This window comes from Pseudomonas sp. 5Ae-yellow (genome assembly GCF_014077575.1).
In the GTDB taxonomy this organism is placed as follows: Bacteria; Pseudomonadota; Gammaproteobacteria; order Pseudomonadales; family Pseudomonadaceae; genus Halopseudomonas; species Halopseudomonas neustonica.
The window spans coordinates 373,996-400,665 of sequence record NZ_JACGWE010000001.1 but is presented as its reverse complement, the minus strand read 5'-3'; the positions used below and the strand labels follow the sequence as shown (position 1 = coordinate 400,665).

26 protein-coding genes are annotated in these 26,670 nt (G+C 57.8%); 13 read left to right on the top strand and 13 right to left on the bottom strand.

The features are described from left to right. Positions 1-42: 42 nt before the first annotated feature. Positions 43-405: a dihydroneopterin aldolase gene (gene folB, locus H4J77_RS01885; protein WP_123888277.1), complete on the top strand. Its 363-nt coding sequence runs from the start codon at positions 43-45 to the stop codon at positions 403-405. Further along, positions 402-944, top strand: coding sequence for a 2-amino-4-hydroxy-6-hydroxymethyldihydropteridine diphosphokinase (gene folK, locus H4J77_RS01880; RefSeq protein WP_123888278.1), 543 nt, complete (start codon positions 402-404; stop codon positions 942-944). Before folB ends, folK begins: the two co-directional genes overlap by 4 nt. On the opposite strand, the gene H4J77_RS01875 is transcribed toward folK, so the two are convergent. The 11 genes from H4J77_RS01875 to H4J77_RS01825 all read right to left on the bottom strand — a co-directional run bounded on the left by H4J77_RS01875 (position 923) and on the right by H4J77_RS01825 (position 14,898). Then, on the bottom strand, positions 923-2,161 hold the full coding sequence (locus H4J77_RS01875) for a multifunctional CCA addition/repair protein (RefSeq protein ID WP_182246815.1): 1,239 nt from the start codon (positions 2,159-2,161) through the stop codon (positions 923-925). The genes folK and H4J77_RS01875 overlap by 22 nt on opposite strands. A gap of 162 nt (positions 2,162-2,323) precedes the next feature. Continuing rightward, positions 2,324-3,877 carry a SpoVR family protein gene (locus H4J77_RS01870; protein WP_182246813.1) on the bottom strand — a complete coding sequence of 518 codons (1,554 nt, stop codon included), beginning with the start codon at positions 3,875-3,877 and terminating at the stop codon, positions 2,324-2,326. Beyond that, a complete protein-coding gene (locus H4J77_RS01865) occupies positions 3,874-5,148 on the bottom strand; it encodes a YeaH/YhbH family protein (protein WP_182246811.1) in 1,275 nt (424 codons plus the stop codon). The genes H4J77_RS01870 and H4J77_RS01865 overlap by 4 nt, the downstream gene beginning before the upstream one ends. Positions 5,149-5,296: 148 nt before the next feature. After that, positions 5,297-7,219: a PrkA family serine protein kinase gene (locus H4J77_RS01860; RefSeq protein ID WP_182246809.1), complete on the bottom strand. Its 1,923-nt coding sequence runs from the start codon at positions 7,217-7,219 to the stop codon at positions 5,297-5,299. Between the two features lie 309 nt (positions 7,220-7,528). Then, positions 7,529-7,849 carry a thiosulfate sulfurtransferase GlpE gene (gene glpE / locus H4J77_RS01855; RefSeq protein ID WP_123888283.1) on the bottom strand — a complete coding sequence of 107 codons (321 nt, stop codon included), beginning with the start codon at positions 7,847-7,849 and terminating at the stop codon, positions 7,529-7,531. Between the two features lie 87 nt (positions 7,850-7,936). Then, complete coding sequence (locus tag H4J77_RS01850; RefSeq protein WP_182246807.1) at positions 7,937-8,749, bottom strand: symmetrical bis(5'-nucleosyl)-tetraphosphatase; 813 nt, start codon at positions 8,747-8,749, stop codon at positions 7,937-7,939. Positions 8,750-8,780: 31 nt separating this feature from the next. After that, positions 8,781-9,164, bottom strand: a complete 384-nt coding sequence (gene apaG / locus H4J77_RS01845; protein ID WP_182246806.1) for a Co2+/Mg2+ efflux protein ApaG — start codon at positions 9,162-9,164, stop codon at positions 8,781-8,783. Next, a complete protein-coding gene (gene rsmA, locus H4J77_RS01840) occupies positions 9,161-9,970 on the bottom strand; it encodes a 16S rRNA (adenine(1518)-N(6)/adenine(1519)-N(6))-dimethyltransferase RsmA (protein WP_182246804.1) in 810 nt (269 codons plus the stop codon). Before rsmA ends, apaG begins: the two co-directional genes overlap by 4 nt. After that, positions 9,967-10,959, bottom strand: coding sequence for a 4-hydroxythreonine-4-phosphate dehydrogenase PdxA (gene pdxA, locus H4J77_RS01835; RefSeq protein WP_310734915.1), 993 nt, complete (start codon positions 10,957-10,959; stop codon positions 9,967-9,969). The genes rsmA and pdxA overlap by 4 nt, the downstream gene beginning before the upstream one ends. Further along, positions 10,959-12,248 (bottom strand): peptidylprolyl isomerase, encoded by a 1,290-nt coding sequence (locus H4J77_RS01830; RefSeq protein WP_123888287.1) that lies wholly within the window; start codon positions 12,246-12,248, stop codon positions 10,959-10,961. Before H4J77_RS01830 ends, pdxA begins: the two co-directional genes overlap by 1 nt. Then, on the bottom strand, positions 12,238-14,898 hold the full coding sequence (locus tag H4J77_RS01825) for an LPS-assembly protein LptD (RefSeq protein ID WP_182246800.1): 2,661 nt from the start codon (positions 14,896-14,898) through the stop codon (positions 12,238-12,240). Before H4J77_RS01825 ends, H4J77_RS01830 begins: the two co-directional genes overlap by 11 nt. 273 nt (positions 14,899-15,171) lie before the next feature. Here H4J77_RS01825 and H4J77_RS01820 point away from each other — a divergent pair, with 273 nt between their 5' ends. The 3 genes from H4J77_RS01820 to djlA are packed head-to-tail and all read left to right on the top strand — an operon-like array spanning position 15,172 to position 17,630. Beyond that, positions 15,172-16,176: an aminoglycoside phosphotransferase family protein gene (locus tag H4J77_RS01820; RefSeq protein WP_158611233.1), complete on the top strand. Its 1,005-nt coding sequence runs from the start codon at positions 15,172-15,174 to the stop codon at positions 16,174-16,176. Beyond that, the gene (murU, locus tag H4J77_RS01815; protein WP_123888290.1) at positions 16,173-16,838 is read left to right on the top strand and encodes an N-acetylmuramate alpha-1-phosphate uridylyltransferase MurU; all 666 of its coding nucleotides are present in this window, start codon (positions 16,173-16,175) and stop codon (positions 16,836-16,838) included. Before H4J77_RS01820 ends, murU begins: the two co-directional genes overlap by 4 nt. A gap of 3 nt (positions 16,839-16,841) precedes the next feature. Continuing rightward, on the top strand, positions 16,842-17,630 hold the full coding sequence (gene djlA, locus H4J77_RS01810; RefSeq protein ID WP_123888291.1) for a co-chaperone DjlA: 789 nt from the start codon (positions 16,842-16,844) through the stop codon (positions 17,628-17,630). Here djlA and H4J77_RS01805 read toward each other — a convergent pair. Then, positions 17,604-18,584: a DUF3530 family protein gene (locus tag H4J77_RS01805; protein WP_123888292.1), complete on the bottom strand. Its 981-nt coding sequence runs from the start codon at positions 18,582-18,584 to the stop codon at positions 17,604-17,606. The genes djlA and H4J77_RS01805 overlap by 27 nt on opposite strands. A 107-nt stretch (positions 18,585-18,691) precedes the next feature. Here H4J77_RS01805 and rpe point away from each other — a divergent pair, with 107 nt between their 5' ends. The 8 genes from rpe to H4J77_RS01765 all read left to right on the top strand — a co-directional run bounded on the left by rpe (position 18,692) and on the right by H4J77_RS01765 (position 25,483). After that, positions 18,692-19,366 (top strand): ribulose-phosphate 3-epimerase, encoded by a 675-nt coding sequence (gene rpe, locus H4J77_RS01800; RefSeq protein WP_123888293.1) that lies wholly within the window; start codon positions 18,692-18,694, stop codon positions 19,364-19,366. Position 19,367: 1 nt separating this feature from the next. Next, positions 19,368-20,048 carry a phosphoglycolate phosphatase gene (locus H4J77_RS01795; protein ID WP_182246798.1) on the top strand — a complete coding sequence of 227 codons (681 nt, stop codon included), beginning with the start codon at positions 19,368-19,370 and terminating at the stop codon, positions 20,046-20,048. Positions 20,049-20,228: 180 nt separating this feature from the next. After that, positions 20,229-21,707 carry an anthranilate synthase component I gene (gene trpE / locus H4J77_RS01790; RefSeq protein WP_123888295.1) on the top strand — a complete coding sequence of 493 codons (1,479 nt, stop codon included), beginning with the start codon at positions 20,229-20,231 and terminating at the stop codon, positions 21,705-21,707. Between the two features lie 12 nt (positions 21,708-21,719). After that, a complete protein-coding gene (locus H4J77_RS01785) occupies positions 21,720-22,316 on the top strand; it encodes an aminodeoxychorismate/anthranilate synthase component II (protein WP_123888296.1) in 597 nt (198 codons plus the stop codon). A gap of 30 nt (positions 22,317-22,346) precedes the next feature. Further along, the gene (gene trpD, locus H4J77_RS01780; RefSeq protein ID WP_182246796.1) at positions 22,347-23,393 is read left to right on the top strand and encodes an anthranilate phosphoribosyltransferase; all 1,047 of its coding nucleotides are present in this window, start codon (positions 22,347-22,349) and stop codon (positions 23,391-23,393) included. Beyond that, the gene (trpC, locus tag H4J77_RS01775) at positions 23,390-24,184 is read left to right on the top strand and encodes an indole-3-glycerol phosphate synthase TrpC (RefSeq protein WP_123888298.1); all 795 of its coding nucleotides are present in this window, start codon (positions 23,390-23,392) and stop codon (positions 24,182-24,184) included. Before trpD ends, trpC begins: the two co-directional genes overlap by 4 nt. Before the next feature lie 152 nt (positions 24,185-24,336). Beyond that, positions 24,337-24,906, top strand: coding sequence for a cytochrome b (locus tag H4J77_RS01770; RefSeq protein WP_123888299.1), 570 nt, complete (start codon positions 24,337-24,339; stop codon positions 24,904-24,906). A 1-nt stretch (position 24,907) separates the two neighbouring features. Then, positions 24,908-25,483: a YceI family protein gene (locus tag H4J77_RS01765; RefSeq protein WP_182246794.1), complete on the top strand. Its 576-nt coding sequence runs from the start codon at positions 24,908-24,910 to the stop codon at positions 25,481-25,483. Positions 25,484-25,586: 103 nt separating this feature from the next. On the opposite strand, the gene H4J77_RS01760 is transcribed toward H4J77_RS01765, so the two are convergent. Continuing rightward, positions 25,587-26,489 (bottom strand): LysR family transcriptional regulator, encoded by a 903-nt coding sequence (locus H4J77_RS01760; protein WP_182246792.1) that lies wholly within the window; start codon positions 26,487-26,489, stop codon positions 25,587-25,589. Between the last annotated feature and the right edge of the window lie 181 nt (positions 26,490-26,670).

Sequence of the window (26,670 nt, the reverse complement as noted above, 5' to 3'; positions counted from 1 at the left end):
CCGTAATTAAAACGACGATTGTAGTCGACATGGGAGCAATGCGTGGATCAGGTTTTTATCAAAGGGTTAACAACGGATGCCGTTATCGGTATCTACGACTGGGAGCGCACCATTCGTCAGCCCCTGATCTTCGATCTGGATATGGCCTGGGATATTCGTCCTGCAGCTGCCCATGAAAATATCGACGCCACGCTGAATTACGCGGCAATCAGTGAGTTCATTATCACCTTTGTGCAGGCCAGCGAATTTTTACTGGTTGAGACGCTGGCCGAGAAGCTGGCGGCCAAGCTGCGCAAGGAGTTTGATATTCCCTGGCTGCGTTTACGGGTGACCAAGCCTGACGCAGTGAAGCAGGCCGCCGGCGGCGTTGGCGTTTTGATCGAGCGCGGAGTATTGCCGTCGTGAACAGGGCTTATCTTGGTCTGGGCAGTAATGCTGCGCGCGACTACCACTTGCAGCGTGGCTTGGATGCGCTGTGTGAGTTGGGCGCTAACCTGCAGGTGTCACCGGTATTTGAGAGTGACGCAGTGGGGATGCTGGGTAAGCGCTTCTACAACCTGGTAGTGGTGTTTGATACCAGGTTATCGCTTGCTGACCTGAACGCTGCGCTCAAGGCCATTGAGGCCGCCTGTGGGCGGCGAGAGACCAAGGTTCCGGGTCGCATCACCCTGGATATTGATATTCTTACCTATGGCGAGCTGAGCGGCGTGCATGCTGGCCTGGTGTTGCCACGCCCGGAGGTACTGCGCAATGCCTTTGTGCTTTGGCCGCTGGCGCTGCTGGCTCCTGACGTTCTATTACCTGGCACTGAGTTGAGCTATGCCCAGCATTGGTCTCAATGGCAGGGTACCCAGCAACTCTGGGCTGTGCCTTTTGTCTGGCATGATCGTGCCTTGACGCCTCCCGACCTGCTATCGAGCAGTCAGGTCCACGCGGCCTTGTAATCGGCGATGGCCTGTTGGCGGCTTTGCTCAAGTGCCTTGCCTAGCTCCGCCCCTTGTAACCCAGCAGCCAATAACGGCTGAACGGCCACAGCGCGCGCTGCCTCTGCTGCGCCGCGCAGGTAATCGGCTTGCGGGTATGGCGCCTCTTCACGTCCAGTGCGGCCCTGCGCATCGGCGCGGCACACCGCCAGAAAATACTCGAACCGCTCGGCGCGGCGGTAGATATCCAGTGCTTTGAACAGCTTGATCAGCGTTTGTGGTCGCAGTTCCAGTGCGCGGTGGCTGTGGGTGTGATATTCGCAGCACAGCAGGGCTAACTCCTGGCAGTCCTTTGGCGCCTTGCAGCGTTGATTGATCGCTTTTACCGCCTTGAGCCCCTTTTGCTCATGGCCGTGGTGTTTCGGCCATTGCGCCTGCGGCGTCAGGGCCTTGCCCAGGTCATGCAGCAGACAAGCCCAGCGTGCCGGGATTGGTAACTGCTCGCGCGCAGCGATCTGTAGCACTTGCAGAATGTGTTCACCGGTGTCGATTTCTGGATGGTGGGCTTGCGGTTGCGGTACGCCGAACAGGGCATCTATCTCGGGCAGTAACTCCGCCAGTGCGCCGCAGTCGCGCAGCACCTGGATAAAGACCTCAGGGTGCGGTTCCATCAGTGCGCGGCTAATTTCCTGCCAGCTACGCTCAGCGGTAAGGGTTTGCAGTTCGCCAGACTCTGCCAGTTGACGCATCAAACCAAGCGTTTCCGGGGCGACCTGGAAACCCAGGTCGGCGAAGCGCGCGGCGAAGCGTGCCACGCGCAACACGCGCAGAGGATCTTCGGCGAAAGCCGGGGAGACATGGCGCAGCAGGCGCCTGTGCAAATCTTGTTGGCCGCCGTAGGGGTCAATGATGCTGCCATCCGGCGCTTGCGCCATCGCATTGATGGTCAAGTCGCGACGAATCAGGTCGTCTTCCAGGGACACGTCCGCGCTGGTGTGGAAAGTAAAGCCACCGTAGCCTTTTCCGCTCTTGCGCTCAGTCCGGGCAAGGGCGTACTCCTCGCCGGTTTGCGGCTTGATAAATACCGGGAAGTCCTGTCCGACAGGCTGATAACCCTGCGCGAGCATGGCTTCGGGTGTGCTGCCGACCACCACCCAGTCACGGTCGGTAACCGGGCGGTCCAGGAGTTGATCGCGAACGGCGCCGCCGACTAAATAGATGGAAGATGTGGGTGACATGGAGCCTCGGTTGGCAAGCCTTTATCTTGTGAGCTGCAAGCTTGACGCGCCAGGCCGCAAGCCGCAAGCCGAACCAGCCTCTCTGTTTTGTTTGTATCACTTGGCTCGGCTTGCGCGCCCACTGCTTGAGACCTGAAACCTGCTCATGCTTTCGTATATCGTCTAAATCGGCGGGATATTCAGGTCGAAGCGCGGAAATTTATCTTCCTCCGGCTCCGGGCGCGGTGGTATGTGCGCTTCACTCACCAGGCGAGTGCCGTCGCGACTTTCCAAGTGCACATCAAAGCCCCAGAGGCGGTGCAGGTGCTTGAGCATCTCATCGGTTGACTTGCCCAGGGGCTTACCCTGGTGGCGTTGGTGGTGCAGGGTGATGGATCGGTCGCCGCGGCGATCAACCGACCAGACCTGAATGTTCGGTTCGCGGTTGCCCAGGTTGTACTGGGCCGCGAGTAACTCGCGCACCGCCCGGTAGCCGCTGTCGTCGTGAATCGCAGCCACCTCCAGGTGATCGTCTACCTCGTCATCGATAATCGCAAACAGCTTGAAGTCACGGATCACCTTGGGTGACAGGTATTGGAGAATAAAGCTCTCGTCCTTGAAGCTGCGCATGGCGAACTTGATGGTTTTCAGCCAATCACTGCCTGCAATGTCGGGGAACCAGTGGCGGTCTTCTTCGGTTGGATGTTCGCAGATGCGCCGAATGTCCTGCATCATCGCGAATCCGAGTGCGTAGGGGTTGATGCCGCTGTACCAGTCACTATCGAACGACGGTTGGTAGATCACGCTGGTATGCGATTGCAGAAACTCCATGATGAAGCCGTCAGTTACCTTGCCCTCGTCATACAGGTGGTTCAGTAGGGTGTAGTGCCAAAAGGTGGCCCAGCCCTCGTTCATGACCTGGGTCTGGCGCTGAGGATAGAAGTACTGGGCGACCTTGCGCACGATCCGCACTATTTCACGCTGCCAGGGCTCCAACAGCGGTGCGTTTTTCTCGATAAAGTACAGCAGGTTCTCCTGCGGCTCGGAGGGGAAGCGGCTCTGCTCTTCGTCGCTATGCCGCTCACTGTTGGCTACCGGGATGGTTTTCCATAGCTCGTTGACCTGGCGTTGCAGGTGCTCCTCGCGCTCCTGCTGGCGTTGTCGTTCCTCGGCAGCGGAGATAGGGTAGGGCCGCTTGTAGCGGTCTACGCCATAGTTCATCAGCGCGTGACAGGAATCCAGCAGATCCTCGACCGCATCAATGCCGTAGCGCTCCTCACACTCGCTGATGTACTGCTTGGCAAACACCAGATAATCAATGATCGCACCGGCGTCGGTCCAGCTGCGGAACAGGTAGTTACCCTTGAAGAACGAATTATGGCCGTAGCAGGCATGGGCGATGACCAGTGCCTGCATGGTCATGGTGTTTTCTTCCATCAGATAGGCTATGCAGGGGTCGGAGTTGATCACGATCTCGTACGCAAGCCCCATTTGGCCGCGCTTGTAGCCTTTCTCTGTCGCCAGAAAATGTTTGCCGTAGGACCAATGGTGATAACCCAGCGGCATGCCCACCGAGGCGTAGGCGTCCATCATCTGCTCGGCCGTGATGACTTCGATCTGGTTAGGGTAGGTATCGAGCCCATAAATATCATGGGCGATACGGCCGATTTCCTGGTCATACTCGCGGATCAGCTCGAAGGTCCATTCCGAGCCGGTAGAGATGGGCGTTCGCGTCATGTGGCCATCCTTTTCTGGAATAGCTGGCGAAATACCGGATAGATATCGGCGGCGTCGGTAATCTGCTGCTGAGCGAAGCTGTCGGCAAAGTGCTCGGCCACGGCCTCATATTCTTGCCACAGGGTCTGGTGCTCGCGCGGCGTTATTTCGACATAGCAGTAGTACTGCATGGCCGGCATGATTTGCTTGATCAGCAATTCGCGGCAGATCGGCGAGTCGTCGTTCCAATTGTCGCCGTCGGAAGCCTGGGCACAGTACACATTCCACTCATTGACTGGATAACGCTCTTCGATGATCTGCTGCATTAGCCGCAGGGCGCTGGACACAATAGTGCCGCCGGTCTCACGGGAGTAGAAGAACTCCTCCTCTTCCACCTCCTTGGCGCTGGTGTGGTGACGAATGAATACCACGTCTATGCGTTCGTAGTTCCGGCGTAAAAAGAGGTAGAGCAGAATATAGAAGCGTTTGGCCAGGTCTTTGGTTGCTTGCGTCATGGAGCCGGATACGTCCATCAGGCAGAACATGACGGCTTTGGACGAAGGGTTGGGCTGTTTGACGATCAGGTTGTAGCGCAGGTCAAAGGTATCCAAAAACGGAACGCGTTCGACGCGGGTGCGCAGTGCGGAGATTTCTTCCTGCAAGCGTTGAATGGCAATCAGGTCATCCGGGCTGTCCCGGCGCAATGCCTCCAGTTCGTCGCGCGCAGCCCGCAGGCGCTTGCGACTACCGCCGCTGAGCGCGATGCGGCGGGCGTGGGCGGCGCGCATTGAGCGGACTATGTTGATACGCGAGGGGTTGCCCTGTTGGCTGATACCGGCGCGCACCGGCTTGAAGGTGTCGGTACCGGTCAGTTGGCGCTTTATCAGATTGGGTAGCGCCAGGTCTTCAAACATGAAATCGAGGAATTCATCTTGCGTGATCTGGAAGACGAACTCGTCCATGCCTTCACCGCTGTCGCCAGCCTGATTTCCCCCAGGCCCGCTGCCACCGGCGCCCTGCGGACGGGCGAAACGGTCGCCAGTGGAAAACTCCTTATTGCCGGGATGAACCTGCGTCTGGCGGCCGCCCTGGCCATGATGAAATATGGGCTCATCGATGTCCCGACCAGGAATGCTGATATTCTCGCCATGCTCGATGTCAGTGATCGAGCGGTGGCCTACTGCTTCCTCCACAGCCTTCTTGATGTGTGACTTATAGCGCCGTAAAAACCGTTGCCGGTTCACGGTGCTCTTGTTCTTGCCGTTTAGACGTCGATCAATCACATAGCTCATTCAAGCCCCTCCGGGCCAGCCGCAAGCTATAAGCTGCAAGCTTGAAGCTGGCCGTGCTGCTTTGAAGCGTCGCAGTTAGTTTCAGGCGGCGCCGCTCTGCTTGCCGCTTGCCGCTTTACGCTTGCGGCTTGTAGCTGCCCTATGGCCGTTACTGTGCTTTACGCACGCGCAAGTACCATTCCGACAGCAGCCTCACCTGTTTCTCGGTATAGCCGCGTTCGACCATCCGGGTGACAAAGTCGTTGTGCTTCTTCTGGTCCTCGTTGGAGGCCTTGGCGTTGAAGCTGATCACCGGCAGCAGGTCTTCGGTGTTGGAGAACATTTTCTTCTCTATCACTACCCGCAGTTTTTCGTAGGACAGCCAGCTTGGGTTCTTGCCGTTATTGTGCGCACGGGCGCGCAGCACGAAGTTGACTATTTCGTTACGGAAATCCTTGGGATTACTGATGCCAGCAGGTTTTTCGATTTTCTCCAGCTCTTCGTTAAGTGAGGCGCGGTTGAGTATTTCGCCGGTTTCCGGATCGCGGTACTCCTGGTCTTGAATCCAGAAGTCGGCGTAGAGCACATAGCGGTCGAAGATGTTCTGACCGTACTCACTGTAGGACTCCAGGTAGGCGGTCTGAATTTCCTTGCCAATGAACTCGACGTAGCGTGGCGCCAGGTACTCCTTGAGAAAGCGCAGATAGCGCTCACTGACCTCATTGGGGAATTGCTCCTGCTCGATCTGCTGCTCCAGCACGTAAAGCAAATGCACCGGGTTGGCGGCGACTTCGGTGGTGTCGAAGTTAAATACCTTGGACAGAATCTTGAAGGCAAAGCGGGTCGAGAGGCCGTTCATGCCTTCGTCGACGCCTGCGGTATCGCGGTATTCCTGGATCGACTTGGCCTTGGGGTCGGTGTCTTTCAGGTTCTCGCCGTCATAGATGCGCATTTTGGAGTAGACGCTGGAGTTTTCCGGCTCCTTGAGGCGCGACAGGGTAGTGAACTGGGCCAGCATTTTCAGCGTATCCGGCGCGCAGTGGGCGTTGGCTAGTGAACTGTTGCTGAGCAGCTTTGCGTAAATCTGTATTTCGTCGCTGACGCGCAGGCAGTAGGGCACCTTGACGATATAAATACGGTCGATGAAGGCTTCGTTGTTCTTGTTGTTGCGGAAGCTGTGCCACTCGGATTCGTTGGAGTGGGCCAGAATCACGCCGTTGAAGGGGATTGCACCCATGCCTTCGGTACTGTTGTAGTTGCCTTCCTGGGTTGCGGTCAGCAAGGGGTGCAGCACCTTGATGGGGGCCTTGAACATCTCGACGAATTCCAGCAAGCCCTGATTGGCACGGCACAGGCCGCCTGAATAGCTATAGGCGTCCGGGTCGTTCTGCGGGAACTCCTCGAGCTTGCGTATATCCACCTTGCCGACCAGCGAGGAAATGTCCTGATTGTTTTCGTCGCCTGGCTCGGTTTTGGCTACCGCTATCTGCTGCAGGATTGAAGGATAGATTTTAACTACGCGGAACTGCGAAATGTCGCCGTTGAATTCGTGCAGACGCTTGACCGCCCAGGGCGAAATAATGCTGTTGAGATAGCGTCGGGGGATGCCGAAATCTTCTTCGAGAATATCGCCGTCTTCCTCGGCATTGAACAGCCCCAGTGGCGACTCGAATACGGGTGATCCTTTGATTGCGTAAAACGGGACTTGCTGCATCAATGACTTGAGCTTTTCGGCCAGAGACGACTTGCCGCCACCCACCGGACCCAGCAAGTAGAGAATCTGTTTACGTTCTTCAAGCCCCTGTGCGGCATGGCGAAAGAAGGAAACGATATGCTCGATGGCGTCTTCCATGCCATGAAAGTCGGCAAAGGCTGGATAGCGCTTGATGATCTTGTTGGAAAAAATACGGGAGTAGCGCTGATCGAGTGAGGTGTCGACCAGCTCAGGTTTGCCGATAGCCATCAACAGGCGCTCAGCGGCAGAAGCATAGGCGGTAGGGTCGGTTTTGCAGAGCTCCAGGTATTCCTGAAGGCTATATTCTTCTTGTCGGGTGGCTTCGAAGCGGTTCTGGAAATGACTGAATATGCTCATGACACGACCTCGCTGTTACCAGGGATGAGGTCTGCAACTTCCGGGCAACAGCCCGCCTGACGCGCTTTACCGGGCGACGGCATATCCTGATGCGTGATTCCCCTAAAACGCTAAGACGGGCATGGTCAGGGAGTCTGTCGGAGGCACCGGGCGACCAGATCGGCTGGCCGGACGACGGATCCGGCAGGCTCCCGTCGTTATCGGAAGCCGGCAGACCGACTTGCTCTTTATGAATCTCCTGAATTCAGGATAGATGCATACCGCGATCCATGGGAAGAATTAAGCCGGGTTTTTTTCGTTACTGATAATTTAGTCGCGGCTAACCTGGTCCGGGAAGTGTTGTTGCCATAGCTCAAAACCACCGTCCAGGCTGTAGACCGCGCTAAAGCCGAGGCTGGCCAGATAGGCGGCGGCTGATTGGCTTGAGTTACCGTGGTAGCAACAGATCAATAGCGGTTGCTGCTTGTCTGCGGCTTCGACGAACTGCGCAAGGTTGTCATTGTCCAGCCTTACTGCGCCGGGGATATGGCCCTGCTGGTAGCTTTGCGGGTCGCGAATATCGGCCAGCTGTGCGCCGTCCAGCAGCAGGTTGTTGGCCTGGTTAGGATCAATACGTTGAAAGTCGCTCATGTTGACGGCTCCGCAATAGGCTTCAGGGTTGGCTACTTAACAGGGTTTTACCAGGCAACGCTGGCGCTGCCGAAAGAGTGACAGAGCCTATGCGGAACAGTTGCAGCTATGCAGTTCCTGGTTGTCGAGGTTCATCAGTGTCATACGTCCGCCCCACACACAACCGGTGTCCAGCGCGTGTACGCCCTGGGTGCCGGTACGCCCCTCAATCGCTGCCCAGTGACCGAATAGTATCTGCACCTCTGGGTCCTTGCGCGGGTAGCGAAACCAGGGCTCATAGCCGTTGGGTGTGGTTTCCAGTCCCTCTTTCGATTTCAGGTCCAGCGTACCATCGGGCTTGCAGAAGCGCATGCGGGTCAGGTAATTGGTGATCGCGCGCAGGCGCCCCATGCCTTTGAGGTTATCTTTCCAGCGGGCCGGCTCGTTACCGTACATTTCGTCCAGGAAGTCAGGCAGGCGTTTGTCCGAGCGCAGCACGGCCTCGACTTCAGCTGCCAACTCCAGTGCCTGCTTTACGCTCCAGATCGGCGGTATGCCCGCATGGCTCATCACATAGCCCAATGCTGCATCGTGATGGGCAAGTGGTCGTTGGCGCAGACTGGCGATCAGTTTTTTACGGTCGTCTGCCTTGAGCAGGGTTCTCAGCGTATCGGATTTTTTCAGGCGCCGGCTGTCATAGCCTGCCGCCAGCAGGTGCAGATCATGGTTACCCAGTACCGCAACACAGGCGTTATCCAGGCTGTTCAGGTAGCGCAGGGTTTCCAGCGATTCGGGCCCACGGTTAACCATGTCGCCGACGGACCAGAGCACATCTCTGGACGGATTGAAGTCGACTTCGGCCAGCAGGCATTGGAGTGGCTTCAGGCAGCCTTGAATGTCGCCAACAGCGTAAGTCGTCATACCGTTATCTATCTGCCCAATGTGATGTGATTCAGTTCAATGCGTTGGGTTTGGCGAGGCGAAACCGGTTTATCTCGGCGACAAACTGATGACCATCGCTGGCACGCATGTCATAGCTGCCTTCCATGGTGCCGACCGGGGTTTCCAGTAGGCAACCACTGGTATAGGTGTGGCTTGCGCCTGGTGCAATGGTCGGTTGCTCACCCACAACGCCAGGGCCTTGAACCTCCTGCACTTTACTGTTGCCATCAGTGATCAGCCAGCTGCGGCTGAGTAACTGTGCAGGCAAGGCGCCCAGATTGGCAATAGTGATGGTGTAGGCGAACGCGAAACGCTGTGCGGTCGGATCGGACTGCTCGCGCAGGTAACGAGTTTGTACGCTGACGTCGATGGCGTAGGTTTCAGCATTGCTCATGATGCGGATGCCTCCAGGCGGGCCAGGTGGTTAGCCAGGCGAACGAAGCCGGCCAGGTCGACCTGCTCAGGCCGAATACCGGGGTCCAGACCTTCAGACTCGATCTGTTCGGCGGTCAGTAGCGGCTTCAAGGTGTTACGCAAGGTCTTGCGGCGCTGGTTGAACGCCTCGCGTACCAGGTTTTCCAGGGTGCGAACGTCATCCGCTGGATGCGGCAAGGTGGCGTGAGGCGTGAGGCGCACTATCGCTGAGTCTACCTTCGGCGCTGGCTTGAAAGCGCCGGAGCCGACGTCGAACAGATGCTCAACAGTGCAATGGTACTGCACCATAATGCCCAGGCGACCGTAGTGGTTCATGCCAGCTTTTGCTGCCAGGCGCTGCACGACTTCTTTTTGCAGCATGAAGTGCATATCGCTGATGCAGTGTGACTGGGCGAGCAAGTGAAACATCAGTGGCGTAGAAATATTGTACGGCAGATTGCCGACCACACGCAGTTTGCGCTCGTCATTGGCCAACTGGCTGAAATCGAATTTGAGCGCGTCGCCTTTGTGCAGCTGGAAGCGATCATTAAAACCGAATTGCCCCATCAGAATAGGATGGAGGTCGTGGTCCAGTTCGACCACGTCCAGTTTGGCCCCGCTGGCCAGCAAGCCAGAGGTGATAGCGCCCTGGCCAGGGCCGATCTCGACCAGGTGATCACCTTCGCGTGGCGCGACGGCACGGACAATGCGATCTATCACGCCGGCATCATGCAGGAAGTTCTGACCAAAGCGCTTACGCGCCTTGTGTTGCGGGAACTGATTCATAGTGCTCTCCGGGCGGCGATCATTTGCGCGGCGGTATCCATTGCGACCAGCAGGCTGCCGGCGTTCGCCGTGCCTTTACCAGCCAGATCCAGCGCTGTGCCGTGATCAACCGAGGTGCGAATGATCGGCATGCCGAGTGTAATGTTGACTGCCTGCCCAAAACCTTTGTGTTTAAGCACCGGCAGACCCTGGTCGTGATACATGGCGAGCACTGCATCAGCCTGATCAAGGTGTTTGGGGGTGAACAGTGTGTCTGCGGGCAAGGGGCCGACTAGATCCATACCCTGCGCACGCAGTCTGTTGAGGGTGGGGATAATAATATCTAGCTCTTCGCGCCCAAGATGGCCATCTTCTCCCGCGTGAGGGTTTAAACCGCAGACCAGAATGCGCGGAGCGGTAATGCCAAATTTACTGATCAGGTCGGCCTGCAGAATACCAATTACCCGCTCCAACAGGCTGGGCGTTATAGCGTCGGCTACGGCGCGCAGGGGCAAATGCGTGGTTGCCAGTGCGACTCGCAGGCCGGGGCAGGCGAGCATCATGACGACCTGCTCGGTGTGAGTCAGCTCGGCGAAAAACTCGGTATGGCCGGAGAAGGGCACACCCGCATCATTGATGATGCCTTTGTGAACCGGTGCGGTGACCACGGCGGAAAAGTGTCCCGCTAGGCAGCCCTCGCCGGCCAGGCGCAAGGTGTCCAGTACATAGGTTGCGTTGCGCTGGTCTAGGGTCCCCGGTTGGCAGGGCACGGCCAGTGGGACGGGCAGCACGCAGAGCTGACCGGCTGCCTGCGCAGTTGCCAGGGCATCAGGATCGTAGGTAGATAGTTCAAGTGGTAGCCCAAGAAGCTGCGCACGGCTGCGTAGTAATTCCGGGTCGGCAATGATGACACGCTGAAAGGCGCTGGGCTGTTGGGCTATCTGGATACAAAGATCTGGACCGATACCCGCCGGCTCGCCGGCGGTTATCGCAATACAGGGCAAACTCACTAGATCTTGATCTCGACGTAGGCTTCGTCGCGGATCTGCAGCAGCCATGACTGCAGCTCTTCCTCGTACTTGCGGCTCTGAATCAGATTAATCGCCTGACGTTCACGCATGTCATCGGTCATATCGACTTCGCGCTCGCCTTGCACCTGCAGAATATGCCAACCGTACTGACTCTGGAATGGCACCGACACCTTGCCTTGCGGTGTGGTGGTCATGACGTCGGCGAATTCGGGTGCGAGGCTGTCGGCGGTAACCCAATTCAGATCGCCACCATTGAGCGCGCTGCCCGGGTCTTCCGAGTAGGCCTTGGCCAGCTCGGCAAAAGACTCTCCTGCTGCGATACGGTCATATAGACGCTGGGTCAGCTGTGCGGCTTCGCCTTCGGAGCGAATTTCGCTCGGCTTGATCAGGATGTGGCGAACCTTGTATTCCTGCACCAGCTGGCCTTCGCCACCGCGTTTTTCAAGCAGCTTGAGGATATGGAAGCCAGCCGGAGAGCGCATAGGTTGCGTGATGCCACCGATGTCCAGTTGGTTCACCGCATTGGCGAAGGGGCCTGGCAGTTGTGCCGCCTTACGCCAGCCCAACTCACCACCTTCCAGGGCGGTCTCGCCAGCAGAACGGCTCGCAGCGAGGGTGTTGAAGTCTGCGCCCTGGTTGAGCTGGTTATAGATATCAGTAGCCGCTTTGGCTGCCTTCTCGACCTCGGCTTGGCTGGCGCTTTCGGACAGCGGCAGCACGATCATCGCCAGGCGAAAATCGGCAGAGGTCTGGTATTGGCCAACTTCAGAGCTCAAAAAGTTGCGAACTTCCTGATCGCTCACCTGGATGGTGTCGCGCACCCGACGTTGACGTACCCGGTTGATGATCATCTCGCGGCGAATTTGCTCGCGCGCCTGATTGTAGCTGATGCCATCGCGCTCAAGCGCCGCGCGGAATTGATCCAGTGTGACATTGTTGCGGGCGGCGATCTGCTGCATGGCCTGGTTGAGCGCGGCATCGTCGATGCGAATGCCGGCACGCTCGCCCATTTGCAACTGGATACTTTCGAGCACCAAACGGTCCACGACCTGGGACTGCAGCTGATCTTCTGGTGGCAGTTCAGTGCCATTTTGACTTAGTTGCTGGCGCACTGCCTGCATACGCTCGTTCACCTGACTGACCATGACAACATCGTTGTCGACAATGGCGGCCACACGGTCCAGCGGCACTACGTCTGCCTGAGCAGTGGTGCTAAGCAGCAGGGCTGCGCACAGGCTGAAAATGGCCGGAATAAACTTACAATGCATTTTTTTCACGCTCTCTATAGCCTGGGATTCCATCGCCGAGGAGGCTGTCGACATCGTTGCCGGTCACGCTACCAAGGCCCTTGAGGACGATTTGCAGGAAAATGCCGCGGTTAGCTTCATCTCTAGCGACCGATTCAAACTCGTTGTAGTCGACCCAGTAGCGGTTGACGACGCGTAGCTTCCAGCAGCAACTGTCGTACTCCAGACCACCCAGCGCTTCCAGGGTTCGATCGTCGGCAAAATCGTGCTGCCAGCGGCCGATCAAACTCCATTGGGGGTTGAGTGGCCACATGAAGGACATGTCGGATTGATCAATGCGGCGATCAACGTCACGGTCGAAGCTACCGGTCAACGCATTAAAGGTGTTGATGTTGTTGCGATAGCGGTAGCCCATATTAAGGATTTTGCGGGGCTCAGGCTGGTAGTTGGCCATAAAGCTGCCAGCATCACTGCCGCTGTTATCCGGGTCCCACAACATGTCGGCATTCAGGCGCCAGGCGTCGCTGACACGGTACATCAGTTCGGCGGCGTAGGCTGAGGATGACGAGGTGTCGGCGTCCGGCTCTGTGCCGTCTGCTTCAAGCAGCTGTACGTTGCGATCACGGAAATAGAACACCTGGCCCAGGCTGCCGCGTGCGCGCTCGGTGCCGTCTTCTTCCAGAGCGCGGCTGGTCACGCCAAGTGCTAGCTGGTTGGCGTCCCCAACACGGTCGTTACCGCTGAAGCGATCATCGCGGAACAGCGAGTTGTAGCTAAAGGTGTTCTCGTTGGTGTCGAACAATGGCTGGTCGTTCTGATCTTCGTCTGGCGCGTAGAGATAAAAGGCGCGCGGCTCGAGGGTCTGGCGCAGGTTATTGCCGAACCAACTGGTCTCACGATCGAAGTACAAGCCGCTATCGAGGCTGGTGATCGGAATGGTGCTCGAAGGCGTAGTGTTGGCGTTGCCATAGTTGAAGCCATCGCCGGAACGGGCGTCGAAGTCCAGATCATAGTAAGTCGACTGAACTCGCACGCTTGGCGTGACGAAGGCAAAGCTGTTACGCCAAGGGTAGCTCAAGCTCGGGCTGACACTGACGCGATGACCGGTGGCGCGCTGCAGGCCAATCAGGTTCTCATCGGGCGTCAGAATGGCGTTGCCAGCGCTGTCGAACTGGATGCCGTTTTCACCGGTGATAAAGCCGCTGTCGAGGTCGCGGTCAAAGTAGGTGTACTCGGCGTTGTAGCCAAAGCGCAGGCCCGTGTCGCCAAGCCAGTCGGCACCATCAAGGCGCAGTTGTGGCAGGCGCTGGTAAGGCGTCAGCGAGGTGATGGTTGCCAACTCGTAGCCATGAACTGCCGCCTGGAAGCGCCAGCCATCACCGCGGTAGGTCACGGCGGCGCGCTGGTTAACATAGGTATCGCTGGTCACGTCGAGCGCCGAATTGAGATCCTGGAAGTAGAAAGGATCGCTGATGTCGGTGAAATCGACCTCTGTGGCCCAGCGGCTGCTCATGCCGCCTTCATGCTGCCAGCCATACAGCCAACGATTCTCGTTGAACTTGCTGTCGTTCAGATAGGCCGCACTGAGGCTGCCTTCGTTGTCTGGCTTGAGGTAGCGGAACTCACCTTCCATCTGCAGGCCGCGCTCGGACATATAACGCGGGTACAGCGTGGCGTCATAGTCTGGTGCGATGTTGATGTAGTAAGGCGTCTCGATCTCGGTGCCATTGTCAGTGGACTGGCTGAACGAAGGCGTCAGCAGGCCGGTCTGACGGCGATCATCAAGCGGAAAGTAGATGTACGGGGTATAGAAAACCGGCACGTCTTTGACTTTCAGGACTACGTGTTTGGCTTCGCCCCAGCCCTTATCACGGTCCAGTTCAATATCCTTGCTGTGCAAAGACCAGGTGTTTTCACCTGGCTCACAGGTGGTGTAGCTGCCATCGGTCATGACGATGATGCCGTCGTCCCGGCGCATAAGCTTGTCGGCGGTGCCGCGAGCGCGAGCGTCATGAATCACGTAGTCGACGTTATCAATCCGCGTTTCGCCATTATCAATGCGCATGCTGGCCTGGTCGCCCAGCACCAGAACGCCCTGGTCGCGAAGCCGTACATTGCCCTCCAGGCGGGCGCTGCTGTTGGCCTGATCGAAGCTGGCCTGATCGGCTCGGGCCTGCAGTCGGCCCTGGCGCATCAGTACATCGCCTTCCAGTACGCCGGTCTGGCTACCTTGCTCGAATCGGCTGGATTCAGCCGAGGCGTAAACCGGTAGCTGATCGAAAGGCGTCTCGTCATTGCGGCCACTGCGCTCAGGCTCGACGTAAGTGCCGCCGCAGTAAGGCGCAATAGCCGCTTGCTGCTCTGCACTCAATTGCTCACGGGGCACCCAGTCCAGACGGCTGTAGTCGTTGTTGCCAGCATCGTTAGCGGCAACAGCGGAAGCTGCTATGCCGACCGGTTCGTTGCTGACGGGAGGCGGTGGTGGTGTCGCCTGCACTGGCCTGGGCGGCAGTTCACCGCGCGCCTGAATAGGTTCGCAGCTCCAGCTGTTGCCGCTAGGAGTACACTGTACCTGGCTGGCTGCGAAGGAGCTGATTGGCTGAGCAAGCAGCAAAGAGCTAGCCAGCAACATGGGAAATGAAGAGCGAAACGGAGGAGTTCGGTAGGCCATTATGTAATTATCCGGGCTTCCAGTCGGTGCGTGCTCGCGACGCCGTGTGCGAGGAGATAGCATTCTGCATGCTGTGTCTGTTCAGCAAGATACCGGATAATAAAGCATAGGGTGCTGCCAGAGCTAGGAAAGCGCGGAAAAAGTCCAGAGTCTGTGCAACAGCGTTGGACTTGACGGCGCTATAGATGACAATAGTGCGACTACTTACTAGATACGCTGGCTGTTGGATGCGGTCCGACAGCAGCAACGAGAAAGAGCAAAATGGATACAAGAATGACCCAGTTGGAGGGTTGGCTGCCGGCTGCTCTCGCAGAAGGCTTTACCCGCATGGGATGGCAGGGAATACCCTCTGGACAGCTGGCGCCAGCCAGTGCCGACGCCAGCTTCCGGCGCTACTTCCGGTGGCAGTCAGCAGAGCGTAGTCTGATTGTGATGGATGCGCCGCCCGAGCACGAAGACAGTACACCTTTTGTCCGTATTGCTGCCTTGTTAGAGGCCGCTGGCGTGCGAGTGCCGCGCATTTTAGCCAGTGATCTACAGCAAGGCTTTCTGCTGCTTGAGGATATGGGGGCTAAAACCTTCCTGCAGAGTATCGAATCCGGCGTTACCGCCGCACAGCTGGAGCAGATGTTCAGCAGCGCAATCGATACCCTGGTGCTGTGGCAGTTGGCTAGTCAGCCTGGCGTGCTGCCGCCCTACGATGAAGCGGTGCTTCGGCGTGAGCTGGCATTGTTTCCTGATTGGTATGTGGCACGGGAGCTGGGGCGTTCGTTCAATGCTCACGAGCAGGCCGACTGGGATCAGCTGCAGGCGCTGTTGCTGGAGAGTAATCTGGGCGAGGCTCAGGTGTTTGTGCATCGTGATTACATGCCGCGCAACCTGATGACCGCAGAAGCTGCGCCTGGGGTATTGGACTTTCAGGATGCACTCTATGGCCCGGCCAGCTACGACGCGACCTCGTTGTTTGCCGATGCCTTCTTCAGCTGGACGCCAGCAGAGCGCAAAAGCTGGCTGACGCGTTACTGGACTCAGGCCCTGGCGGCTGGCGTGCCGTTACCACGTGAGCTAGAGGTGTTTCTTGACCAGGCGCGGCTGATGGGTGTTCAGCGCCATCTAAAGGTGCTGGGGATTTTTGCGCGTATTTGCCATCGTGACGGTAAGTCGCATTATCTTCGCGATGCACCGCGTTTCGTCCGCTACCTGCGTGACGCCTGTGCAGACGACGTGCGCCTGCAACCCTTGCAGCGACTGCTGGACAGTCTTGGGCTGGCGGCATGAAAGCCATGATTCTGGCTGCTGGCAAAGGTGAGCGTATGCGCCCGTTGACGCTGCACACGCCCAAGCCGCTGTTACCGGTAGCAGGCAAGCCCCTGATTCAGTGGCATATGGATGCCCTGGCGGCTGCCGGTGTGAGTGAGCTGGTGATAAATCATGCCTGGCTGGGCGAGCAGTTGCAGCAGTACTTTGCCGATGGCGCTGCCTTCGGAGTGGATATCAAGTGGTCTGCCGAGGGCGAAGCGCTAGAGACAGGAGGAGGCATTCGCAAGGCGTTGCCGTTACTCGGCGAGGCTCCTTTCATCTTGGTGAATGGCGATATCTGGACCAATTATGACTTTTCTGCCCTGAGTATGCCGCCTGGCATGCTGGCGCACCTGGTGCTGATCGCCAATCCTGAGCATAACGTCAACGGCGACTTTGTACTTGCGCAAGGGCGAGTGAGTAACCCGCAACCGGGCGAGTCTGGACTGACCTATAGCGGCATCGCCGTATTGCATCCGGACTTGTTAGCGGATCAGCCAGTAAGCTCGTTCAAGTTGGCGCCCTTGCTGCGTAAGGCGGCAGATAAGGGGTTGGTCAGTGGTGAGTATTTTACCGGTGACTGGATTGATGTTGGCACGCCGCAGCGCCTGGCCGATGCTGGCGCGCGAGCGGTGGGTTAGCGCATGCTCTGGCCAGTGACGGTTATCGGTGCGCTGCTCGGCGCTGCTGGCGGCGGCGTGCCCGGTGTGCTGTTGGGCGCGGTCCTGGGGCATGCGCTGGACCGTCACTGGCGGCTGCGCCGCTGGCGTGATCTGTCTACCAAGTTGCGTGATATTCGTGGCAGACGCTCGCGTTTTGAACGCGTGTTGTTTCTATGCATGGGGCGGTTGGCACGAGCCAACGGCCGGGTGACCGCAGCGCACCTGCAACTGGCCCGGGATCTAATGCAGCAATATCGCCTGGACGAGACGGCCCGGCTGGCGGCTATGCACGACTTCAATGCGGGCAAGGGTGCGGGGCCGGAATTGACATCCCTGGTGCATCAGTTATGCCGCCGCGAACCAGGTCGGGCCGCCGAGTTGCTGGATTGCTCCTGGCGCATGGCAGTACTGTCAGGGCAGCTCAGTAGTGATGCTCGTGTTTTGCTCGATGCCTGGTCGAACAAGGCCGGGGTCGGCAGTGCCGAGCAGCAGCGCATGCACCAGAAACATCAACGTCATCAGCGCAGCTCTGCGCGGGCCCCGCTGGCGAGTCAGGATGCTGTGCAGCAAGCGGCGGCTTTGCTTCGGGTCGATTTGAGTGCGTCACCGGAAGAGATTAAACGTGCCTACCGCAGGCAGTTAAGCCTGCATCATCCGGACAAGCTGATTGCTCGCGGGGTGGTTGAGCCGAATATGTCGGGTGCGGGTGAGCAGATTCATCGTATCCAGGAAGCCTACGAGACTTTAAGGCGTCATCGCGGCTTTCGCTGATGCGGTCGAGCCTGCCGCCTGGGTTTCCACCAGCCGTTCCAGCCAGCCCTCAATGCGTTTTTGCAGCATGTCTTCAGCCAGCATCGAGTCCTGCAGATAATCAGTGTCCCACTGTTTGTACTGATCGTGACCTGCCCGCTGGGCTATGCGTTGATGCTCCCTGGCCTGAATCTCTCCCTGAGCGCTACCGCTATTGATCAGCTCGAGCAGCGGCTTGTCCCACTGTTCCAGTAGCAGTTGGAAGGTGGGCTGGTCCGCCAGCTCGGGCTCTCTTGGCTGGAACAGGATCAGCGCCTGTGGTGGCTGGCCGCTGACAGGCGGGCTCGCTGCGCGCAGTGCCCAGTATCCAGACGCGTCGCGCGCGATCACGGTGATATATTCATTTCCCTCTGCAGACAGCACCTTCCAGGCCGCCTGGATCAACTGCGTGCAGCGAGTGGCGTAGTCGGCCGCGGCATCCTCTGCTGGTGGCGCCTGATCTGGCTGGTTGTCAGCTGCTTGCAGTCCCTGCTCGACCGCACCGTCTTGTGGGTCGGTGTTGTCGGTTGGGGTGTCGTTCAGCGCACTGTCGGGCAGTGGTGGTGAGTCGGGCAGGCCGATTGAGAGGGTGTTCCAGCCTGCGTCGCTCAGCTGGCGGCGCAGTGGTGCAATCAGATTAGGCCAGTCCGCATGCTCGCCGGGCCCCGCAATCAATAGCACACCACCAAGGCCTTCAGGCCTCGCTGCCGGCATATATAGGCCAAGCTGCGACTCGCCGTTGAAGTCCAGTTTGCGTTGTTCTTGCGTAGGTAGTTTGCGTTCCAGTGCCTGTTCATACAGGGCGCTGCGCGAGGGCGACTCGATTCGTGTGCCTGGCTCCGCTATCTCTGCGGTTGCGTCTGCAGTGCTCGCTGGTTCTTGAGCTAATGCACATAGAGGCAGCAATAGTATGGATAACAACAGCATGGCGCGCATTTGACGGGGTCCTTTGGCGACTTCGGTCTGAGTATAACAGCGCAGCTGCGGCTCGCTTGAGGTAAACTGGCCGGTATTTCCTATCGTTACCGCCGCTGAGGTTTGCTATGCCAGATTACGCTATTGCCCCTTCCATCCTGTCTGCTGATTTTGCCCGTTTGGGCGAAGAAGTCGACAAAGTGCTGGCTGACGGCGCCGATATCGTGCATTTCGACGTAATGGACAACCACTACGTGCCCAACCTGACCATCGGGCCCATGGTGTGTGCAGCGCTGCGTAAATACGGCATTACTGCGCCGATTGATGTGCATCTGATGGTCAAGCCGGTAGACCGTATCATCGGCGATTTTCTTGAGGCGGGTGCGTCCTATATCACCTTCCATCCAGAAGCCTCCGAGCATGTGGATCGCTCGCTGCAGCTGATCAAGCAGGGTGGCGCCAAGGCCGGTCTGGTATTTAATCCGGCAACCTCACTGGATGCGCTTAAATACGTGATGGATAAGGTCGATATGGTGCTCCTGATGAGCGTCAACCCCGGCTTTGGTGGTCAGAAGTTTATCCCTGGCACGCTGGATAAATTGCGCGAAGCGCGGGCGCTGATCGATGCCAGCGGTCGTGATATCCGCTTGGAAATCGATGGCGGCGTGAATGTGGATAACATCCGCGCCATCGCCGAGGCGGGCGCAGATACCTTTGTTGCCGGTTCTGCGATCTTCAATACGCCAGACTATAAGGCCGTTATCGACCGCATGCGCAGCGAGCTGGCTCAGGTCGCGCGCTGATATGCAGGCGCTGCGACAGTTGTTTGCTGGCGATCTGCCCCGGCTGGTGATGTTTGATCTGGATGGCACGCTGATGGACTCAGTGCCTGATCTGGCGGCAGCCGTCGACCAGATGCTGGCGCTGCGCAACAGGCCGCCAGCGGGTATTGAGCGCGTACGTGACTGGGTTGGTAACGGCGCTGCGGTGTTGGTGCGTCGTGCGCTGGCTGATGATATGCAGCATGCGGATGTGAACGACACCGAAGCTCAGTCGGCGTTGGCCGATTTTTTACGTTGTTACGCTGGTGATCACTCCCGCACGCAGTTGTATCCGGGCGCTGCCGAGTTGCTGGCCGCGCTGCAGGCGAATGGGGTAAAGCTGGCTCTGGTGACCAACAAGCCGGAGCGCTTTCTTCCTGAGCTGCTGACAGAGAAAGGCCTGGCCGGTCGTTTTGCTTGGTTGGTGGGTGGCGATACGCTGCCAGTCCAGAAGCCGGATCCTGGCGCGCTGCTATGGGTTATGCAACAGGCCGGGGTTAGTGCTGGGCAGTCCCTTTTTGTGGGTGACTCGCGCAATGATGTGCGGGCGGCCAAGGCCGCAAAGGTGCCGGTTGTGGCGGTTAGCTACGGTTATAACCATGGTGAGCCGATTGCGGCGGAAAACCCTGACTTGCTGGTTGATTCACTTGATGCGCTCATATAGTCTTGCTGCGTTACCCCTTCTGCTGGATGGATCAGCCGTGTTTGTCAGCAACCGCAAACTGATGAGAGTTATCAAGGCGCTCGCCCGCTGGCGTTGGCGTGTCTGATGTGCGCTCGCCTGCGTGATTCGCAGGCATTTCTGGTTTGTGTGTGACGACAATTTTTGCCCATGAGGCTGATCATGACTCAAGACGAATTTCTTCGCCTGGCCGCTCAGGACTGTAATCGCGTACCCGTAGTGCGCGAAGTGCTGGCCGACCTCGAAACCCCGCTTTCTACCTATCTGAAACTGGCCGATGGTGCCTACTCCTATCTGCTGGAGTCAGTGCAGGGCGGCGAAAAGTGGGGTCGTTATTCCATTATCGGGCTGCCTGCACGCACTGTGCTGCGGGTCGATGGTCATACCGCGACCGTGCTGACAGATGGCGTAGAGCAGGAGCGCCACGAGTGCGCCGATCCGCTCGCCTTTGTGGAGGAATTCAAGGCCCGTTATAGGGTGCCTTCGATTCCGGGGCTGCATCGCTTCAATGGCGGCCTGGTAGGCTATTTTGGTTACGACTGCGTGCGCTATGTCGAGCCGCGTCTGGCCAACAGCGTCAATCCGGACACTTTGGGAACGCCGGATATCCTGCTGATGGTGTCGGACGAGGTGGTGGTGTTCGACAATCTGGCGGGCAAACTGCACGCCATAGTGCTGGCTGATCCCGAGCAAGCCGATGCCTTTGCCCACGCCAATGCGCGTCTGGATCAGTTGCTGGAACAGCTGCGGCAGCCCATGCAGCCGCGCAAGTTGCTCGATTTGAGCGCGTCGGTGGATATGGATCTGGATTACCGCGCCAGCTTTACCCGCGAAGATTACGAGCGTGCGGTGGATACGGTAAAAGAGTACATCCTGGCCGGCGACTGCATGCAGGTCGTGCCATCGCAGCGCATGAGCATCGACTTCAAAGCGGAGCCTATCGATCTGTATCGCGCGCTACGCAGCCAGAATCCGACACCTTATATGTACTTCTTCAACTTCGGCGACTTCCATGTGGTCGGCAGTTCGCCCGAGGTTTTGGTGCGCGTAGAAGAGGGTGAAGTGACCGTGCGTCCGATCGCCGGTACCCGCCCGCGTGGCGCGACCGAAGAAGAGGACTTGGCGCTGGAGCAGGACCTGCTCGCGGACGCCAAGGAGATCGCCGAGCATTTGATGCTGATCGATCTGGGCCGCAACGACGTCGGACGGGTAGCGGAAATTGGCAAGGTGCAGCTGACCGAGAAGATGGTCATCGAGCGCTATTCCAATGTCATGCATATCGTTTCCAACGTACAGGGCCAGCTCAAGCCGGAGTTGAACGCGATGGACGCGCTGCGCGCTATTTTGCCGGCTGGCACCTTGTCCGGTGCGCCCAAGATTCGTGCTATGGAAATCATTGATGAGTTGGAGCCGGTCAAACGCGGTGTTTACGGCGGCGCAGTAGGTTACTGGGCGTGGAACGGCAATATGGATACCGCGATTGCGATCCGTACTGCGGTGATCAAAGACGGTGAGCTGCATGTGCAGGCCGGTGGCGGCATCGTCGCTGACTCGGTGCCTGCGCTGGAGTGGGAAGAAACCATCAACAAGCGCCGCGCCATGTTTCGCGCCATCGCCCTGGCTGAACAAGCCGCCCGGTAAAGGAGCAATACCATGCTGTTAATGATTGATAACTACGACTCCTTTACCTACAACGTGGTGCAGTACCTGGGCGAGCTGGGTGCCGACGTTAAGGTTGTTCGTAACGATGAGCTGACCGTTGCCGAAATCGAAGCGCTCAACCCCGAACGCATCGTGGTCTCGCCCGGCCCTTGCACTCCTAACGAGGCGGGTGTTTCCGTCGCGGTACTTAAACATTTTGCTGGCAAGCTGCCGATTTTGGGTATCTGTCTGGGCCATCAAAGTATCGGCCAGGCATTTGGCGGCGACGTAGTGCGCGCGCGTCATGTGATGCATGGCAAGACCAGTCCGGTCTACCATCAAGGGCTTGGGGTCTTTGCCGGGCTGAATAATCCGTTGACCGTCACCCGTTATCATTCGCTGGTAATCAGCCGCGAAACCCTGCCCGAGTGCCTGGAGTTGACGGGCTGGACGCAGGATGAGCAGGGTAATGTGGACGAGATCATGGGCGTGCGTCACCGCGAGTTCATGATCGAGGGGGTACAGTTCCATCCTGAATCCATTCTCTCGGATCAGGGCCACGAGCTACTGGATAATTTTCTCAAGCAGCAGGGCGGCCTGCGCGGCTGAACGCAAGCAAAGGCGAGCAAAGGAGAATCTATGGATATTAAGGCAGCCCTCAGCAAGGCAGTTGATCAGCTGGATCTGAGCACCGAAGAAATGCAGGACGTTATGCGCCAGATCATGACCGGCCAGTGCACCGATGCACAGGTGGGTGGTTTTCTGGTCGCACTACGCATGAAGAGTGAGACGCTGGACGAGATCACCGGCGCTGCCATGGTCATGCGTGAACTGGCGTCTACCGTCTCCATTGATGCCGAACGTCTGGTCGATACCTGTGGTACCGGCGGCGATGGCGCGAATATCTTTAATGTTTCTACCGCTGCCGCGCTGGTTGTTGCGGCGGCTGGAGGCAAGGTTGCCAAGCACGGCAATCGTGCGGTCTCTGGTAAGAGCGGTAGTGCTGATTTGCTCGAGGCGGCAGGCGTCAATCTGGACCTCACGCCCGAGCAGGTAGCGCGGTGCGTTGAGACCGTGGGCGTCGGCTTCATGTTTGCCCCCGCCCATCACGGCGCCATGAAGCACGCCATTGGTCCCCGTCGTGAGCTGGGTCTGCGCACTATATTCAATATGCTCGGGCCGATGACCAATCCGGCAGGCGTCAAACATCAGGTGATTGGTGTTTTTACCCCGACCCTGTGCCGGCCGATTGCCGAGGTGCTCAAGCGCCTGGGTAGCGAGCATGTATTGGTTGTGCACTCCAAGGACGGGTTGGATGAGCTGAGTCTGGCCGCCACCAGTCATATTGCCGAGCTAAAAGATGGTGAAGTACGAGAGTACGATGTCAGCCCGGAAGAGCTGGGCATCAAAAGTCGCAGCCTGATTGGTTTGACGGTAGAGGACCCGCTGGCGTCTCTCGCGCTGATTCGCGATGCGCTGGGTAAGCGCACTACGGAGGCGGGTGAGAAGGCGGCCGATATTATTATTCTGAATGCGGGCGCAGCTCTTTATGCGGCGGACCATGCAACTTCGCTGCAAGAAGGCGTCAAGTTAGCCTCGGATGCACTGTATTCCGGTCTGGCCCGAGAGAAACTCAACGAGCTGATTGCCTTCACCGAGGTGTTCAGAGAGGAAGCTGAGCAATGAGTGTGCCGACCATTCTGCAAAATATTGTTGCCCGCAAGCATGAAGAAGTAGCCGAGCGCAGCGCGCGCGTTGCTATCCAGACGCTGGAGCAGATGGCCTCAGCGGCTTCAGCGACACGCGGTTTTGCTGCCGCCCTGCAGAGCCGCGCCAAGGCGCGTAAGCCGGCGGTCATCGCAGAAATAAAAAAAGCGTCGCCAAGTAAAGGCGTGCTACGTGAGCATTTTGATCCGGCTGCGATCGCACTTAGCTATGCCGAGGGTGGTGCGGCCTGTCTGTCAGTGCTGACGGATGTCGATTTCTTTCAGGGGCATGACGATTATCTGCAGCAGGCACGCAACGCCTGCGCATTGCCGGTGATCCGCAAGGATTTCATCGTCGACCCTTATCAAGTGGTTGAAGCGCGCGCTCTGGGTGCCGACTGCATCTTGCTGATTGCCGCTTGTCTGGATGACGCGCAGATGGGCGAGCTGGCGGCAACGGCAAAAGAGCAGGGGCTGGATGTGCTGGTTGAAGTACATGATGCCGCTGAGCTTGAGCGTGGGCTTGTGCTGGAAACCCCCTTGATCGGTATCAATAACCGTAACCTGCATACCTTTGAAGTGACCCTGGATACGACTCTGGAGTTATTACCGCAAATTCCCAAGGGTAAGACCCTGGTGACTGAAAGCGGCATACTTCATCGCACCGATGTTGAGCTCATGCTGGCCCATGAAGTTTATAGTTTTCTAGTGGGTGAGGCGTTCATGCGTGCCAGTGATCCGGGGCATGAGCTGAAAAGACTCTTTTTCTAGTTAATTGCAGGTTTAAAAACCTCCCCTCGTTAAGCGTCGGGAGGTTTTTTATGGCTGAAACATTAGGAAACTTGATGTTTTAGAACCAAATATTGCGCTTTATGTCTTAATCGCTCGATGGGATCATAATCACCAATTGAATGGAGCACGACATGTCCTTGCGAAACACAGCCCAACGGTACGGTTTGATCAGCGTTGTTTTGCATTGGCTCATGGCATTGGGTGTGATCGGGCTTTTCTCGTTGGGGCTGTGGATGACGGATCTTGGCTACTACAGTCCGTATTACACCAGCGCGCCCTTTTGGCACAAAAGCATAGGTCTGGTCTTGGCGGTCTTGCTGGTGCTGCGTCTCGTTTGGCGCTTGGCTAATCCCAAGCCTGATCCCCTTGCCGGTCATCGGGGCTGGGAGATCAGTTTGTCGGCTCTGGTGCACCTTCTGCTTTACTTACTGCTCGGTATTATCGTGCTGAGCGGTTATCTGATTTCGACTGCAAAGGGCCAGGGCATTAGTCTGTTCGGCTGGCTTGAAGTGCCAGCGCTGGTCACCAACCTGCCCGATCAGGCCGACCGTGCTGGCGCTGTGCACTACTGGTTGGCAGTCAGCGTAATTGGTTTGGCGGCCCTGCACGCTTTGGGCGCACTAAAGCATCACCTGCTGGATCGGGATGACACATTGCGCCGTATGCTTGGTATGCGGCTTAAACAAGGCAAGGAGAGTTAGCATGAAAAAGACATTTGCGGGATTGGCACTGGGTAGCTTGATGGCGCTGTCGGGTGCGTTGCAGGCGGCCGACTACGTGATTGATAAAGAGGGGCAGCATGCCTCAATCAATTTCAAGATCAGCCACCTGGGCTATAGCTTTGTATACGGTCGCTTCAATGACTTCAGCGGTAACTTCAGCTGGGACGCAGACAAGCCCGAGAGCAGCGCTGTCAATGTCAGCATCAACACTGACAGCGTTGACTCGAATCACGCCGAGCGCGACAAGCATTTGCGTAGCGATGATTTCCTGAATGTTGCCGAGCATCCTACCGCGACCTTCGAGTCCACTGGGGTTGCAATGACGGGTGACGATACCGCCAACGTCACCGGCAACCTTACGCTCAATGGCGTAACCAAGCCGGTGGTACTGGATGCCAAGTTTATTGGCGAAGGTGATGATCCATGGGGCGGCTATCGTGCTGGCTTCTCTGGCACCACTACGCTGACCTTGAAGGACTTTGATATCTCGCGCGATCTGGGTCCGGCAGCGCAAGATGTTGAGTTGATCATCACTGTTGAGGGCGTGCGTCAGTAAGCGCATCCGCTCGATAGAAAGTTGTGCTCAGGGTCTCTTCGGAGGCCCTTTTTTTTGAGCGAAATCCGCGCTGGGATACTGCGCCCTATGCGGGCTTATTCTTTCATTCTGTCTGGGCAAGGTAGCGCTCAGCTTCTGCCGTCAGCCAAGTAGCAAAGGCCATTAGTGCGGCTGCTTCTGCCTTGCGCTCAGGTATCACCAGAAAGTAACTGTTGGTGCTGTCGAAGCTCTGAGGGCAGGGGCTGATAAGCCGGCCGTCGGCTAGCTCCTGGCGGATCAGAAAGGGCGGTATCAGCGCAACGCCCATGCCATGCATGGCGGCCTGGGCGAGCATTGAAAACAGTTCCAGTCGCGTGCCGTTCAGGTCATGTTCTACGCGCATGTCGAGCGCAGCAAACCATTGTCGCCAAGCATACGGTCGGGTGGTCTGTTGCAACAACGGCAGGCTGGCAATTTGCTCGGCACTTAGTTGCTGTGCTGGCGCAATCAGTCCCGGGCTGCAGACGGGTATCGGCGATTCCTTCATCAAAAAGTGCGTTTGGGTACCTGACCATTCACCGTCGCCAAAGTAGATGGCCGCGTCGAACTCGGTATCGGCAAACAGAAACGGGCGCGTGCGGTTGGTCAGGTTGATGGTGATTTGCGGATGTTGTTTGAGAAAGTCGCCGAGGCGCGGCAGTAGCCACTGCGTGCCGAAAGTTGGCACCAGCGCCAGTTCCAGTGTGGCTGTGCCCTGATTACCCATCACCGAGAGCGTGTCGCGCTCGACCGCATCCAGTCGGCTGGCGATGCGTCGGCTATAGGTCTGGCCAGCATCGGTCAGCTTGACCCCGCGACGGGTGCGACGAAACAGTTGGATATCAAGAAACTCTTCCAGGTTTGCGATCTGTCGGCACACCGCGCTCTGAGTCAGCGACAGTTCCTCTGCCGCCTTGGTGAAGCTCTCGTGGCGGGCAGAGGATTCAAAGCAGATTAGTGCTTGAGTCGGCGGAATTTTGCGGCGCATTGGGGCTCCTTCGGAGCAGCTATAAGCTTGAAGCTGAAGGCTGGAAGTTCACCTCTTGCGGAGGTCGTCGGCTGCGAGGTTAGGCTATGCTCAGTAAAAGCAGCTACTCACGCAGTGCTCAAGCTTCCAGCCTTCAGCTCCAAGCTTTCAGCTGTGTTTTTTCGGAGTTCCAATTTAGCAC